The sequence below is a fragment of the Streptosporangium sp. NPDC000509 genome (genome assembly GCF_042898365.1).
In the GTDB taxonomy this organism is placed as follows: Bacteria; Actinomycetota; Actinomycetes; order Streptosporangiales; family Streptosporangiaceae; genus Streptosporangium.
This window is the reverse complement of sequence record NZ_JBIAYX010000020.1, coordinates 63,500-80,447: the sequence shown is the minus strand read 5'-3', so window position 1 is coordinate 80,447 and position 16,948 is coordinate 63,500. Positions and strand designations below refer to the sequence as shown.

The window sequence follows — 16,948 nt, the reverse complement described above, 5'->3', positions numbered from 1 at the left end:
AATCACAGATCTTTCGAGCGGCCCAGTTCGTTGTCGATGAAGCTGAGGATTTCCTCGGTACTCGCCGATTCGAGCATGCCCGCGACAGCGATTTCACTAGTTTCCGTACCGCTCTCGCTCACCTTCGTCAGCAGGTGCCGCAGCCGGGTCGAGATGCCGTTCCGGGCGAGTTCGTCGAGCGTGTAGCCGGAAAGAGCGGTCTCGAAGCGGTCGAGATCGGCCAGCAACGACAGCTCCACCGTGGTGTCCGCTCCGGGCGCGATTTCCTCCAGGAGGTATTCGGCAATGCTGGCCGGGGTGGGGTAGTCGAAGATGAGGGTGGCGGGCAGCCGCAGCCCGGTGACGGCGTTGAGCCGGTTGCGCAACTCCACCGCGGTCAGGGAGTCGAAGCCCAACTCACGGAACTCCCGTCCCGGCCGGATCGCGTCCACCGAGTCGTGCCCCAGCACCGCCGCCGCCTGCGCCCGCACCAGCTCCACCACCAGCCGAACCTGCTCGGACTCACCCAGCCCCGCCAGCCGCCGCACCAGCTCCGCTTCCCCGCCCGCGAGAACGGAGACCGCCGAGCGGCGCCCCACACGGACCAGGCCCCGCATCAGATGCGGCACCTCGGGGAACGTGCGCAGTACCGAAAGATCCAGCCGCGCCGCCACCACCGTCGCCCGACCCGACGTGGTGGCCACCTCGAACGCCGCCACCCCCTGTTCGGCCGAGAGCGCCGGCATCCCCGCCCGCGCCATCCGCTGCAGATCGATCGTCCCGAGCCCTCCGGTCATCCCGGTCTCCTGCTCCCACAGGCCCCACGCCAGCGACAATCCCGGCAGTCCCGCAGCTCGGCGCGCCTGGACCAATGTGTCCACAAACGCATTCGCCGCCGCGTAGTTGCCCTGCCCGGCGTTGCCCATCACCCCGGCGAACGAGGAGAACACCACGAACCCGGCCAAATCCAGGCCCTGGGTGAGCTCGTGCAGATGCCAGGCGGCGTCGACCTTCGGCCGCAGCACACTGTCCAGCCGCTCCGGCGTCAGCGACGGAATCGTCCCGTCGGCCAGCACACCCGCGGTGTGGATCACCGCGGTCAGCGGATGCTCGGCCGGGACCTGCGCCAGCAGGGCCGCCACCGCGTCCCGATCGGCCATGTCGCACGCCGCGATCGTGACCTCGACCCCGTGCGCGATCAACTCGGCCTGCAACTCAACCGCACCGGGGGCGTCCAGGCCCCGACGGCTGGTCAGCAGCAGACGCCGAACCCCACGCTCGGCCACCACATGCCGCGCGAACAACGCACCCAGACCACCCGTACCACCGGTGACCAGGACGGTTCCCTCCGGATCCCAGACCCGGCCCGCCTCGTCGCCAACGTCAGATCCTGGCGCCATCCGCACCAGGCGCGGAACCCACACCTCACCCTCGCGCACCGCCACCTGCGGCTCACCTGAAGCCAGCACTCTCGGCAATGCATCGAGCAGGGTCGGCAGCGAGGACTCCTGGTCATCCATGTCTACCAGTACGAACCGGTCCGGGTTCTCCGACTGAGCACTGCGGACAAGGCCCCACACCCCGGCGGCCGGAAGGTCAGCCACCGCCTCACCATCGTCGGTCGCGGCGGCGCCCCGGGTGACGAACACCAGGCGCGAATCGGCGTACCGCTCGTCCGCCAGCCACCGCTGCAGCAGGTCCAGAACGTGAGCGGTGAGCGCATGCGCCGACTCCACCACCCCGGCCGCCGACTCGGAAAGCACCTCCACCATCACCACGGCCGGGACCGGATCCGCCTCGGCCAGCGCGGGCAGGTCCGCATACACCGGCACCACGTCCCCGGCCGCCCGCAACGCGGGGGCAAGCCCCAGGGCGTCCACGCCGAGCAGCGCCACCGGCACCTCGTCGGTCTGCGGCAGGCCACTCACGGCAGACCACTCCACCCGGAACAGCGCGTCCTGCCTGGCTCCACGGGGGTCGAAGCCGACCAAGTGCTCGGCGGCCATCGGTCGCAGCACCACCGACCGGGCCGACACCACCGGCGCCCCGGCCGCGTCCACCGCCACCAGCGACACCGTATCGCCGCCCGTCCTGGCCAGCCGTACCCGCAGCACCGACGCCCCGCCCGCGTGCAGGCACACCTCACCCCATGACAGCGGCAACCGGCCACCTTCCACCGGCTCCAGCCCGGCGAAGGTCACCGCGTGCAGCGCCGCGTCCAGCAGCGCAGGGTGCAGCCCGAACGAAGCCGCATCACCGGTCTGCTCCGGCAAACTCAGCTCGGCGAACACCTCGTCATCACGTTGCCAGGCTGCCCGCAATCCCTGGAACGCCGGGCCGTACGCCAAGCCCTCCTCCGCCAGCTCTTCGTACAGCCCCGCCAGCTCGATCGCAGCCGCGCCGGCCGGAGGCCACACCGCCGCGTCGAACGACACGGCAGGCGGAGCACCCGCGGTGAGAGCGCCGGTCGCGTGCCGCACCCACGGCACTTCATCGACCGCATCCGCCGAACGGGCGTAAACGTTCACCGTCCGACGGCCCGACTCCTGAGGGGCGCCCACCCAGACCTGCACCGCGACCGCCTCGCCCTCCCCCAGCAGTAGCGGCGCCTCCAGCGTCAGTTCCTCCACCGCGTCACAGCCGACCTGGTCACCGGCCCGCACCGCCAGCTCCACGAACGCCGACCCCGGCACCACCACCGAACCCGCCACCACGTGATCGGCCAGCCACGGCTGCGCACTCACCGACAACCGACCCGTCAACACCACCCCGTCGGAATCGGCCAGCGGCATCGCCGCACCCAGCAGCGGGTGATCCGTCGCGGCCAGCCCCAGCACGCGAGCATCACCATTCTGCTTGGCGTTCGGCCAGAACCGCTGGTGCTGGAAGGCGTAGGTCGGCAGGTCAACCCGCCGACCACCGGTCAGCACCTGCTGCCAGTCCACTGCCACGCCGCGCACGAACAGCTCGGCCGCCGAGACCAGCACCCGCTCCAGACCGCCCTCATCGCGACGCAGCGTCCCGGCGATCACTGTCGTGGTATCGGTCTCGTCCACACACTCGCCGATGCCGACCGTCAGCACCGGATGCGGACTCACCTCGACGAACACCCGATACCGCTGCTCCAGCAACTCTCCGACCGCCGGAGCGAAGCCCACCGTGCGCCGCAGATTCTCACACCAGTACCCGCCATCGAGCTCCTGGCCCTCCAGCCACTGACCGGTCACCGTCGACAGCATCGGCACCCGCACGGCACCCGGGCTCACCCCCGCCAGCACCTGCGCCAGCTCCTCGCGAATCAGATCCACCTGCGCCGAATGCGAGGCGTAGTCCACCGCGATCCGCCGCACCCGCACATCCTCAGCGGAAAGGCTTTCGACCAGTTCCTCGACCGCCGCGACCTCACCGGCCACCACCACAGAGTTCGGACCGTTCACCGCCGCCACCGACACCCGCCCGTCCCACGCCGCCACCCGCTCGGCGACCCGCTCGACCGGGAGCGCCACCGACGCCATCGCCCCACGCCCAGCAAGCCGCTCACCGATCAACCGGCTGCGCAGCGCCACCACCCTGGCGCCATCGGACAACGACAGGCCACCGGCCACCACCGCCGCCGCGATCTCACCTTGGGAATGACCCACCACCGCATCCGCGCGAACCCCCAGCGACTCCCACACCGCCGCCAACGACACCATCACCGCGAACGACACCGGCTGCACCACATCCACCCGATCCAGCGACGGAGCACCCTCCACCTGCCGCACCACATCCAGCAGAGACCACTCCACGAACGGCTCCAACGCCGCCGCACATTCGGCCATCCGAGCCGCGAACACCCCCGACTCCTCCAACAACCGCGCACCCATCCCCACCCACTGCGCCCCCTGACCCGGGAACACCCACACCGACTTCCCCACCACATCGGCCGCGCCCTCAACCACACCACCGGACACCGGCTTACCGGAAGCCACCGCACCCAGCCCCGCCAGCAACTCCTCGCGACCCCCACCGACCACCACCGCACGGTGCTCGAACACCGACCGCGACACCACCAGCGACGACCCCACATCCACCGGGTCAAGCTCGTCGGCCGCCCGCACGTGCGCCAGCAATCGCCCGGCCTGCGCCCGCACCGCTTCCTCGGTCTTCGCCGACACCACCCACGGCACCGCACCCGGCGCCTGGCCCTGGTCACGCGACTCCCGCTCAGGAGCCTCCGGCCCCTGCTCCAAGATCACGTGCGCGTTGGTGCCACTGATCCCGAACGACGACACACCCGCCCGACGCGGACGACCCGTCTGAGGCCACTCGACCTGCTCGGTCAGCAACTCCACCGCACCCGAGGCCCAGTCCACATGCGACGACGGCTCGTCCACATGCAACGTCCGAGGCAGCACACCATGCCGCAGAGCCATCACCATCTTGATCACACCCGCCACACCGGCCGCCGCCTGAGTGTGACCCAGGTTCGACTTGATCGACCCCAGCAGCAGCGGCCGATCCTCGTCCCGATCCTGACCGTAGGTCGCCAACAGCGCTTGGGCCTCGATCGGATCGCCCAGCGTCGTCCCCGTACCGTGCGCCTCGACCGCGTCCACCTCGGACACCGAGAGCCCCGCCCCGGCCAGGGCCTGACGGATCACCCGCTGCTGCGAGGGACCGTTCGGCGCGGTCAGACCGTTGGACGCGCCGTCCTGGTTCACCGCAGACCCGCGCACCACCGCCAGCACCTGGTGGCCGTTGCGGCGCGCGTCCGACAACCGCTCCAGCACCAGCATGCCCACACCCTCGGAGTAGTTGGTGCCGTCCGCCGCGTCGGCGAAGGACTTGCACCGCCCATCTCCTGCCAGCCCACCCTGCGCACTGAATCCGATGAAGACCGCGGGGGTGGCCATCACCGTCACACCACCGGCCAGTGCCAGGTCGCAGTCACCCGAGCGCAGTGCCTGCGCCGCCATGTGCATCGCCACCAGCGACGACGAACACGCCGTGTCCACCGTCACCGCAGGACCCTCCAGGCCCAGCGCGTACGAAATCCGACCGGTCGCGACGCTGCCCGCCGTACCGGTGCTGATGAAGCCCATCGCCTCCGGCGGGAGTGCGGCGCTCATCCCGTAGTCGTGATACATCACCCCGGCGAACACGCCGGTACGGCTGCCGCGCAACGAGATCGGGTCCACGCCCGTCCGCTCGATCGCCTCCCACGACGTCTCCAGCAGCAACCGCTGCTGCGGGTCCATCGCGAGCGCCTCACGCGGCGAGATCCCGAAGAACCCCGGATCGAACTGCGTGGCACTCTCCAGGAAGCCCCCCTCGCGCACGTAGTCCGAACTGTACGAGGCCCCCAGATCCCAGCCTCGCGTGGTCGGAAACTCGGAGATCCCGTCCCCGCCCTCGGCCACCAGCCGCCACAGATCCTCCGGAGAAGCGACCTCACCCGGGAAACGGCACGCCATGCCCACGATCACGACCGGATCGTTCGTCACCGGCACCGGCATCGAGGGAACCCGCACATCGGCGTCCTCACCGAACAGTTCGGCCAGCAGGAAGTCCGCCAATATGGTCGGTGTCGGGTAGTCGAACACCAGCGTGGACGGCAACCGCAGCCCCGTCGCGGCATTCAGCCGATTACGCAACTCGACCGCGGTGAGAGAGTCGAAGCCCAGCTCACGGAACTCCCGACGCACCTCCACCATGTCGGACGAGGCATGACCCAGCACCATCGCCGCCTCGACACGCACCAGGTCCACCAGCACCTCGGCCCGCTCGGCCGCCCCCAACGGAGCCAACCGCTGCAACAACGTCGCGGCCACCACCGAACCCGACGCCGCCGACCGCCGACCACCCCGCACCAGACCACGCAACAACGCCGGCACCTCGCCGTACGTGCGTATCGAAGGAAGATCCAGCCGAACCGGAACCAGCACCGCGTGCTTCAGCGCGGTAGCGGCCTCGAACAGCGCCATGCCCTGCTCCACCGACAGCGGCGGCATGCCCGTACGGGTGATCCGCTGCATATCGATATCGCCCAGCGTGCCGGTCAATCCGGTGTCCTGAGTCCAGGGCCCCCAGGCCAGCGAGAGCGCGGGCAACCCTTCGGCCCTGCGCACCTGCGCCAAGGCGTCCAAGAACGTGTTCGCGGCCGCGTAGTTGCCCTGCCCTGCGGAGCCCATCACGCCAGACAGGGACGAATAGGTGATGAACGCGGCCAGATCCAGATCCCGGGTCAGCTCGTGCAGATGCCAGACGGCGTCGACCTTCGGCCGAAGGACCGTCTCCAGCCGCTCAGGCGTGAGCGACGGGATCGTGCCGTCGGCCAGCACACCGGCGGTGTGGATCACCGCGGTCAGCGGATGGTCGGCATCGATCCCGGCCAGCAGAGCCGCCACCTGGTCGCGGTCGGCCATGTCACAGGCCGCGACCGTGACCTCGACACCATGCGCGATCAACTCCGCCTGCAACTCCACCGCACCCGGAGCCTCCAGACCGCGACGGCTGGTCAACACCAGATGCCGCACCCCACGCTCGGCCACCACATGCCGAGCCAGACTCCCTCCCAGACCACCCGTACCACCGGTGATCAGCACCGTGCCGTCCGGGTCCCAGGGCTGTCCGGCCTCATCGGCCGGTGCCACCCGCGCCAGGCGCGGGACTCGCACCCCGCCCTCACGCACCGCCACCTGCGGCTCACCCGAAACCAGCACGCCGGCCGGCACCGACGACAACCCACCGTCACCATCGACGTCGACCAGCACGAACCGGCCCGGATTCTCCCACTGCGCCGACCGCACCAACCCCCACACCGCCGCAGCCGCCAGATCAACGACCACATCACCGTCCCGCGCCTCGACCGCACCCCGAGTCACGAACACCAACCGCGACCCGACGAACCGCCCATCGGCCAACCACTCCTGCAACAACCCCAGGACCTGCGCGACCACCGCGTGCGTCGACTCCACCACGTCCTCGGCATCGGCCGACCCCACCGAGACCATGACCACATCCGGCACCGAATCCAGCAGGTCCAGGTCAGAAAGGGCTTCTCCGGCGAGTTCGGCCACGTCCGGTTCGGCGTCGGATACCGGCATCTGAGCCAAGGGCGTCCACTCCAGGCCGAACAACGCGTCCCGCTCCACCGCCGGGGTGCTACCGACGGCGACGAGCTGGTCGGCCGAGACCGGGCGCAGCACCAGGGAACGCGCCGACACCACCGGCTCCCCGGCGAAGTCCACCGCACTCAGCGACACCGCGTCCTCGCCCACCTTGACCAGTCGCACCCTCAGCAGGGTCGCCCCACTCGCGTGCAGGCACACCTCGTCCCAGGAGAACGGCAAGCGCGTACCCGCCGCGGCGTCCAGCCCGGCGAAACTCACCGCGTGCAACGCCGCGTCCAGCAGAGCCGGGTGCACCCCGAACGACCCCGCGTCCGACTGTGCCTCCTCCGGCAGCGCCACCTCGGCGAACACCGCGCCATCGGCACCCCGCCAGGCCGCCCGCAATCCCTGGAACACCGGGCCGTAGGTGAGCAACCCTTCGGCCAGCTGGTCATAGAGGCCGTCCAGCTCGATCGCGGTCGCGCCGGCCGGCGGCCACACCGCCGTGTCGAACGGCACCGCGGCCCGGTTACCCGTGGCGAGCGTGCCGGTGGCGTGTCGTACCCACGGCACCTCCTCGGTCGCGTCCGCCGAACGGGCGTAGACACTCACGCTCCGACGACCGGTCTCCTCCGGCGCACCCACCGCGATCTGCACCACGACCGCGTCATCCTCGCCCAGCACCAGCGGAGCGTCCAGGATCAACTCCTCGACCACCTCGCAGCCGACCTGGTCACCGGCACGCACCGCCAACTCCACGAACCCGGTCCCCGGGAAGAACACCATCCCGGCCACCACATGATCGGCCAGCCACGGATGCGACGAGAGTGACAAGCGGCCCGTCAACAACACACCGTCGGAATCGGCCAGGCCCACCGCCGCACCCAGCAGCGGATGACCCGTCGCGGCCAGGCCCAGCACATGAGCGTCACCGCTCTGCTTGGCGTTCGGCCAGAACCGCTGGTGCTGGAAGGCGTAGGTGGGCAGATCCACCCGCCGGCCACCGGGCAACACCTGCAGCCAGTCCACCGTCACGCCACGGACGAACAGCTCGGCCGCCGAGACCAGCACCCGCTCCAGGCCGCCCTCATCACGGCGCAACGTCCCGGCGATCACGGTGGTGGCATCGGTCTCGTCCACACACTCACCGATACCGACCGTCAGCACCGGATGCGGACTCACCTCGACGAACACCCGATACCGCTGCTCCAGCAACTCTCCGACCGCCGGAGCGAAAGCCACCGTGCGCCGCAGATTCTCACACCAATACCCGGCCCCCAGCTCCAGCCCCTCCAGCCACTGACCCGTCACCGTCGACAGCATCGGCACCCGCACCGAACCCGGGCTCACCCCCGCCAGCACCCCGGCCAGCTCCTCGGCGATCAGATCCACCTGCGCCGAATGCGAGGCGTAATCCACCGCGATCCGCCGCACCCGCACCCCCTCAGCGGAAAGACTCTCGATCATCTTCTCCACGGCTTGAACCTCACCGGCCACCACCACCGAGCTCGGACCGTTCACCGCCGCCACCGAGACCCCATCCACCAAAGCGGCCTCGACCCGCTCGACCGGCAGCGCCACCGACGCCATCGCCCCACGCCCAGCAAGCCGCTCACCGATCAGGCGGCTCCGCAGCGCCACCACCCGGGCGCCATCCGACAACGACAACCCGCCGGCCACCACCGCCGCCGCGATCTCACCTTGGGAATGACCCACCACCGCGTCCGGCCGCACTCCCAGCGACTCCCACACCGCCGCCAACGACACCATCACCGCGAACGAGACCGGCTGCACCACATCCACCCGATCCAGCGACGGAGCACCCTCGCTCTGCCGAATCACCTCCAGCAGAGACCAGTCCACGAACGGCTCCAACGCCGCCGCACATTCGGCCATCCGAGCCGCGAACACCCCCGACTCCTCCAACAAAGCCGCACCCATCCCCACCCACTGCGCCCCCTGACCCGGGAACACCCACACCATCCGGCCATCCACATCGGCGACACCCCGCACCACCCCGGGCGCCGACTCACCCACGCTCAGCGCACCCACACCCGCCAGCAGACCCCCACGCTCCTCGCCGACCACCACCGCACGGTGCTCGAACACCGACCGCGACGCCACCAGCGAGAACGCCGTATCCACCAGGCCCAACTCGTCGCGCGCGTCCATGAACGACACCAGACGACCCGCCTGCGCCCGCAGTGCCTCCTCGCTCTTGCCCGACACCACCCACGGCACCACACCCACGGCCGAACCGGTATCACCGGCCTCCGGTTCCGCGACCTGCGGCCCCTGCTCCAAAATCATGTGTGCGTTGGTGCCGCTGATCCCGAACGACGACACACCCGCCCGGCGCGGACGACCCATGTCCGGCCAGTCCATCGTCTCGGTCAGCAGCTCCACCGCACCCGAGGACCAGTCCACATGCGACGACGGCTCGTCCACGTGCAACGTCTTGGGCAGCACCCCGTGCTGGAGAGCCATGACCATCTTGATCACGCTCGCCACACCCGCCGCCGACTGCGCGTGACCGAGATTCGACTTGATCGACCCCAGCAGGATCGGTCGCTCCTCCGGCCGGTCCTGGCCGTACGTCGCCAGCAGCGCCTGCGCCTCGATCGGGTCACCCAGCGTCGTCCCGGTGCCATGCGCCTCGACCACGTCCACCTCGGAGGGAGACAGCCCGGCGACAGCAAGCGCCTGACGGATCACCCGCCGCTGCGAGGGGCCGTTCGGCGCGGTCAGGCCGTTGGACGCGCCGTCCTGGTTGATCGCCGAACCCCGCACCACCGCCAGCACCTGGTGACCGTTGCGCTGGGCGTCCGACAGCCGCTCCAGCATCACCAGACCGACACCCTCGGACCATCCGATACCGTCCGCCGAGTCGGAGAACGCCTTGCAGCGGGCATCCTGCGCCAGGCCGCCCTGCTCACCGAACTCCGCGAACGCCGCGAGAGTCGTCATCACCGTCACACCGCCGGCGAGGGCCAGCGAGCACTCCCCGTTGCGCAGGGCCTGTGCCGCCATGTGGATGGTCACCAGCGACGACGAGCACGCGGTGTCCACCGTCACCGCCGGACCCTCCAGCCCGAAGGTGTAGGAGATCCGGCCGGAGGCCACGCTACCCATCAGGCCGGTCATGATGTAACCGAGAGACTCCTCCCCGGGCGTGTAGCCCGAGCCGGAGGCACCGATGAAGACGCCGGTCTCGCTGCCGCGCAACGAGTCCGGGTCGATGCCCGCGCGTTCGAGGACCTCCCAGGCCGTCTCCAGCAGCAGCCGCTGCTGCGGGTCCATCGCGAGCGCCTCACGCGGTGAGATCCGGAAGAACTCCGCGTCGAACCCGGGGGCGTCGGAAACGAACCCGCCCTTCAGGCCCAGAGCGCTGAACCCTTCCCATCCGCGACCGGCCGGCAGCGGGGTCATCACGTCCTGCCCCTCGACGACCAGCCGCCACAGGTCCTCCGGAGAGCTCACCTCTCCGGGGTAGCGGCAGGCCATCGAGACGATGACGATCGGGTCGTCCCCGACCGAGACCGTGGCCACCGGCAGGATGGCGTCGCCGTGCGCGCCGAGCACCTCGCTCAGCAGATACTCACCGAGCACGGCGGGGGTGGGGTAGTCGAAGACGAGGGTGGAGGGCAGCCGCAGCCCGGTGGCCACGTTGAGGCGGTTGCGCAGTTCGATCGCGGTCAGCGAGTCGAAGCCCAGCTCGCGGAACTCCCGTCTGACGTCCACCGCCGTGGAGTCGGAGTGTCCGAGGACCGCAGCGGCCTGACCACGGACCAGATCGGTCATGAACCGGGTCCGGTCGGTCTGCGTCAGCCCGGCCAACTGCCGCACCAATGCTCCCTCATCGGCCGCACGCGCCACCGCCGCCGTACGACGGGTGCCGCGCACCAGGCCGCGCAGCAGCGGCGGCACCAGCTGAGCGGGCATCGCCGGTAGGTTCAGCAGGACCGGAAGCACCAGCGGTGCGTCCGACCCCAGGGCCGCGTCCAACAGCGCCATACCCTGCTCGGTGGTGATCAGCGGCAGCCCGGCCGAGGTGATCCGCTGCACGTCGGCCTGCGACATGGCCCCGGTCATCCCGGTGGCCTGCGCCCACAAACCCCAGGCCAGCGAGAGCCCCGGCAGTCCCTGAGCCCGGCGCCGCGCCATCAACGCGTCCAGCCAGGCGTTCGCCGCCGCGTAGTTACCCTGACCCGCGTTGCCCATGACCCCGGCGAACGAGGAGAACACCACGAACCCGGCCAGGTCCAGGTCCTGGGTGAGCTCGTGCAGGTGCCAGGCGGCGTCGATCTTCGGCCGCAGCACGGTGTCCAGCCGCTCCGGCGTCAACGAGGTGATCGTCCCGTCGTCCAGCACACCGGCGGTGTGGATCACCGCCGTCAGCGGATGCTCCTCCGGCACCCCGGCCAGCAGCGCCGCGACCGCGTCCCGGTCGGCCATGTCGCACGCGGCGACGGTGACCTCGACCCCGTGCGCGATCAACTCCGCCTGCAACTCCACCGCACCCGGAGCCTCCAGACCCCGGCGGCTGACCAGCAGCAGATGCCGCATGCCGTGCTCGGCCACCAGATGCCGGGCGACCTCCGCGCCCAGACCACCCGTCCCACCGGTGATCAACACCGTGCCCTCCGGGTCCCAGACCCGGGGCATCGTCAGCACGATCTTGCCGGTGTGCCTGGCCTGGCTCATGAACCGGAACGCCTCCCGGCCCCGGCGCACATCCCACGCCGTCACCGGCAACGGCCGCAACTCACCCGCCGCGAACAGCTTCACCAGCTCACCCAGCATCTGCCGCAACCGCTCCGGCCCGGCATCCGCCACATCGAACCAGTGATATTTCAATCCCGGGAAGCTCTCCTGGTCGCGGATGTCGAGCTTGCCCAACTCGATGAACCGGCCACCCGGACGCAGCAGACGTGCCGAGGCGTCGATGAACTCACCCGTCAGCGAGTTGAGCACCACGTCGACGCCCCGCTCACCGCAGACCTCCTGGAAGCGCTCCTCGAACTCCAGGGTGCGCGAGGAGGCGATGTGATCGTCGGGGATGCCCATCGACCGCAGCACGTCCCACTTCGCCGGACTCGCGGTCGCGAAGACCTCCACCCCGAGCCGCTGGGCCAGCTGGATCGCCGCCATCCCGGTCCCACCGGCGCCCGCGTGCACCAGCAGCCGCTCGCCTTCCCGCAAGCCCGCCAGTTCCATCAGCCCGTAGTAGGTGGTGAGGAACGCCACCGGGATCGTCGCGGCCTGCTCGAACGAGCAGTGATCGGGAATCTTCACCAAGATCACGGCTTCGGCGACGACCACCGGTCCGAACCCGCCATCGGCCAGACCCATCACCCGATCCCCCGGACGCAGGTCCTCGACGCCGGGACCGACCTCAAGGACCACACCGGCGACCTCACTGCCCATCAGGCCGACCTTGTCCTGGAACCACCCCAGCGCGTTCAGACCGTCCAGCAGGTCACGGAAGTTCACCCCCGCCGCGTGCACCGCCATCCGAACCTGACCGGCCTCCAGCGGCTCGCTCGCCTGCGGGAACGGAAGCAACTCCAGCGCGTCCAGGCTGCCCTTGGCCCGGCTGCCCAACCGCCACGGCGTACCCGACGGAGGCAACAGGCCCGCACCCGAGGTCAGCGACGCCAACCTCGGCACCCGCACCCCACCCTCACGCACCGCCACCTGCGGCTCATCCAGTGTCGGCATCGCGAGCAGTACGTCGCGCAAAGCAGCGAGCGAGGAATCCTGACCATCCAGGTCGACCAGCACGAACCTGCCCGGATTCTCCGACTGCGCCGACCGCATCAGGCCCCACACCGTCGCGGCCGCCAGGTCGGTGATCGCCTCGCTCTCGCTCACGGCCACGGCGCCCCGCGTGACGAGCACCAGTCGCGAATCGGCACACCGCTCATCGGCCAGCCACTCCTGCAGCAGGCCCAGCACCCCGGCCGTCACCGCATGCGCCGAGATCGCCTCGTCCCCGACCTGATCGACCCAGACCTCGGCCAGCACCACCTCGGGCACCGGCCCCGCCTCGGTCAGTGCCGACAGATCACGGTGAATCGCGACCGGCTGGTCGGCCGACTTCCGTACTTCGGCAAAGCCCAGCGGGTCGGGCTCGCACCCCGCAAAACCGACCACTGCCACCGGCACCACATCGACCATGGAAAGCTCCGGCAGCGGAGCCCAGTCCAACCGGAACAACCCGTTCCCCGCCGTCGCCTGCCCGCCATCGGCGGCGGCGAGTTGGTCGGGCGAGAACGGGCGCAGCACCAGCGAACGCGCCGACAGCACCGGCTCCCCGGCAACGTCCACCGCGACCAGCGACACCGAGTCGGCAGCGGTCCGGCTCAGCCGCACGCGCAGCATCGCCGCCCCGGTGGCGTGCAGGCTCACCTCTGCCCAGGAGAACGGCAACCGCGTCCCCACCTCGTCGTCCAGTCCGGCGAACGTCGAGGCGTGCAACGCCGCGTCCAGCAACGCCGGGTGCACCCCGAACGCATCCGCACCCGACAGCGCCTGCTCGGGCAGGGCGACCTCGGCGAACACCTCGCCCCCCTCGCCCCACCAGGCCGCCCGCAACCCTTGGAACACCGGGCCGTAGGCGAGCAACCCCTCGGCCAGCCGGTCATAGAAACCGTCCAGCCCGATCGCGGTCGCACCGGCCGGCGGCCACACCGCCGTGTCGAACGGCACGACGGCCCGGCCACCCGTGGCGAGCGTGCCGGTGGCGTGTCGTACCCACGGCACCTCCTCGGCCGCGTCCGCCGAACGGGCGTACACGTTCACGCTCCGGCGACCCGACTCCTGAGCCGCGCCCACCCACACCTGCACCGCGACGGCGTCACTCTCGCCCAGCACCAACGGTGCGACCAGGGTGAGCTCCTCGACCAGGTCACATCCGACCTGGTCACCGGCCCGCACCGCCAGCTCAAGGAAACCGGTGCCGGGGAAGAACACCATTCCGGCCACCGCGTGATCGAGCAGCCACGGATGTGAACGCAACGACAGCCGTCCGGTCAGCAGCACCCCATCCGAGTCGGCCAGGCCCACCGCCGCACCCAGCAGCGGATGATCCGTCGCGGCCAGTCCCGCCGCGGCCACGTTTCCGGCCCCGGATCCCGTTCCCTCGGGCCAGAACCCCTGATGTTGGAAGGCGTAGGTGGGCAGATCCACCCTGCGGCCGCCCGGCAGCACCTGCTGCCAGTCCACCGTCACGCCGCGGACGAACAGCTCGGCCGCCGACGTCAGCACCCGCTCCAGGCCGCCCTCGTCACGGCGCAACGTCCCGGCGATCACGGTGGTGGTATCGGTCTCGTCCACACACTCGCCGATACCGACCGTCAGCACCGGATGCGGACTCACCTCGACGAACACCCGATACCGCTGCTCCAGCAACTGCCCGATCGCCGGAGCGAAGCCCACCGTGCGCCGCAGGTTCTCACACCAATACCCGGCCTCCAGCTCCGGACCCTCCAGCCACTGACCGGTCACGGTCGAGAGCATCGGCACCCGCACCGGCTGCGGCGCCACCCCCGCCAGGATCTGAGCCAGTTCCTCGCCGATCAGATCCACCTGCGCCGAATGCGAGGCGTAATCCACCGCGATCCGCCGCACCCGCACCCCCTCAGCGGAAAGACTCTCGATCATCTTCTCCACGGCTTGAACCTCACCGGCCACCACCACCGAGTTCGGACCGTTGACCGCCGCCACCGACACCCCCTCGACCAAAGCGGCCTCGACCCGCTCGACCGGCAGCGCCACCGACGCCATCGCCCCACGCCCCGCCAGCCCACGCCCGATCACCTGACTGCGCAACGCCACCACCCGCGCACCGTCCTGCAACGACAGGCCACCGGCCACCACCGCCGCCGCGATCTCACCCTGCGAATGCCCCACCACCGCGTCCGGCCGCACTCCCAGCGACTCCCACACCGCCGCCAACGACACCATCACCGCGAACGACACCGGCTGCACCACATCCACCCGATCCAGCGACGGAGCACCCTCCACCTGCCGCACCACATCCAGCAGAGACCACTCCACGAACGGCTCCAACGCCGCCGCACACTCAGTCATCCGAGCCGCGAACACCGCCGACTCCTCCAACAACCGCGCACCCATCCCCACCCACTGCGCCCCCTGACCCGGGAACACCCACACCGACTTCCCCACCACATCGGCCACCCCGGACACCACACCCGCCGTGGGCTCACCCGAAGCCACCGCCGCCAGCCCCGCCAGCAAACCCTCACGATCCCCGCCGACCACCACCGCACGGTGCTCGAACACCGACCGCGACACCACCAGCGAGAACGCCGTATTCACCAGCGCCACCTCACGATGGCCCTCCACATGCGAGACCAGCCGCTCGGCCTGCGCCCGCAACGCCTCACCCGTACGACCCGACACCAGCAGCGGAACCACGTCGGCGGCCGGCGTCCGTGCCTGCGGAGCGCCTTCTCCCTCCGGCGCTTCCGGCCCCTGCTCCAAGATCACGTGCGCGTTCGTACCGCTGACCCCGAACGACGACACACCCGCCCGGCGCGGACGACCCGTCTTCGGCCACTCGGCCGACTCGGTCAGCAGTTCCACCGCGCCCGCCGACCAGTCCACGTGCGAGGACGGCGCGTCCACGTGCAGCGTCTTGGGCAGCACCCCGTGCCGCATCGCGAGCACCATCTTGATCACACCGGCCACACCGGCCGCAGCCTGGGTGTGACCGAGGTTCGACTTGATCCCCCCCAGCAGCAGCGGACGACCCTCGTCCCGGTCCTGGCCGTACGTCGCGAGCAGCGCCTGGGCCTCGATCGGGTCACCCAGAACCGTGCCGGTGCCGTGCGCCTCCACCGCGTCCACCTCGGACACCGAGAGCCCCGCCCCCGCCAGCGCCTGACGGATCACCCGCCGCTGCGAGGGACCGTTCGGCGCCGTCAACCCGTTCGACGCGCCGTCCTGGTTCACCGCCGACCCGCGGACCACCGCGAGCACCTGGTGGCCGTTGCGGCGCGCGTCCGACAACCGCTCCAGCACCAGCATGCCCACACCCTCGGACCAGCTGGTGCCGTCCGCGCTGTCGGAGAACGCCTTGCACCGCCCGTCGGGCGCCATCCCGCCCTGCGCGCTGAAGCCGACGAACACCATCGGCGACGTCATCACCGTGATGCCGCCGGCCAGCGCGAGCGAGCACTCCCCCGACCGCAGCGCCTGTACCGCGAGGTGCAGTGTCACCAGCGACGACGAGCACGCCGTGTCCACCGTCACCGCAGGCCCCTCCAGACCCAGGGTGTAGGACAGGCGGCCCGACAGCACGCTGGCTCCCAGACCGGTGACGCCATGGCCCTGAAGATCCACCCGAGTGCTCATGATCAGGTTCATGTAGTCCTGACCGTTGGTGCCCACGAACACCCCGGTGTGACTGCCCTTGAGCGAGGCCGGGTCGATTCCGGCCCGCTCGACCGCCTCCCACGTCGTCTCCAGCAGCAGCCGCTGCTGCGGGTCCATCGCGAGCGCCTCACGCGGCGAGATCCCGAAGAACCCGGCGTCGAACCCCGCCACATCCGCCAGGAACCCGCCCCGGACCTCGCCACCCGCGCCGTCGGATCCCAGCTCCGACGACATCCCCAGGTCCCAGCCCCGATCGGCCGGGACCGGCGAGATCGCGTCCTCACCCTCGGCCAGCAACCGCCACAAATCCTCAGGAGAGGCGACTCCACCTGGAAAGCGGCATGACATCGACACGATGGCGATCGGCTCGCGCTTGCCCGACTCCACCTCTTCGAGCCGTCGGCGGGTCTCGTGCAGATCGGTGGCGACCGACTTCAGGTAGTCAACGAGCTTCAGGTCTTCCGACATGGGAG

The 16,948-nt window shown here is 70.3% G+C and carries 1 protein-coding gene; it reads right to left on the bottom strand.

What is annotated here, in order from left to right:
• Window positions 1-2 precede the first annotated feature (2 nt).
• A complete protein-coding gene (locus ACFY3D_RS31850; RefSeq protein ID WP_389986296.1) occupies window positions 3-16,943 on the bottom strand; it encodes an SDR family NAD(P)-dependent oxidoreductase in 16,941 nt (5,646 codons plus the stop codon).
• Between the last annotated feature and the right edge of the window lie 5 nt (window positions 16,944-16,948).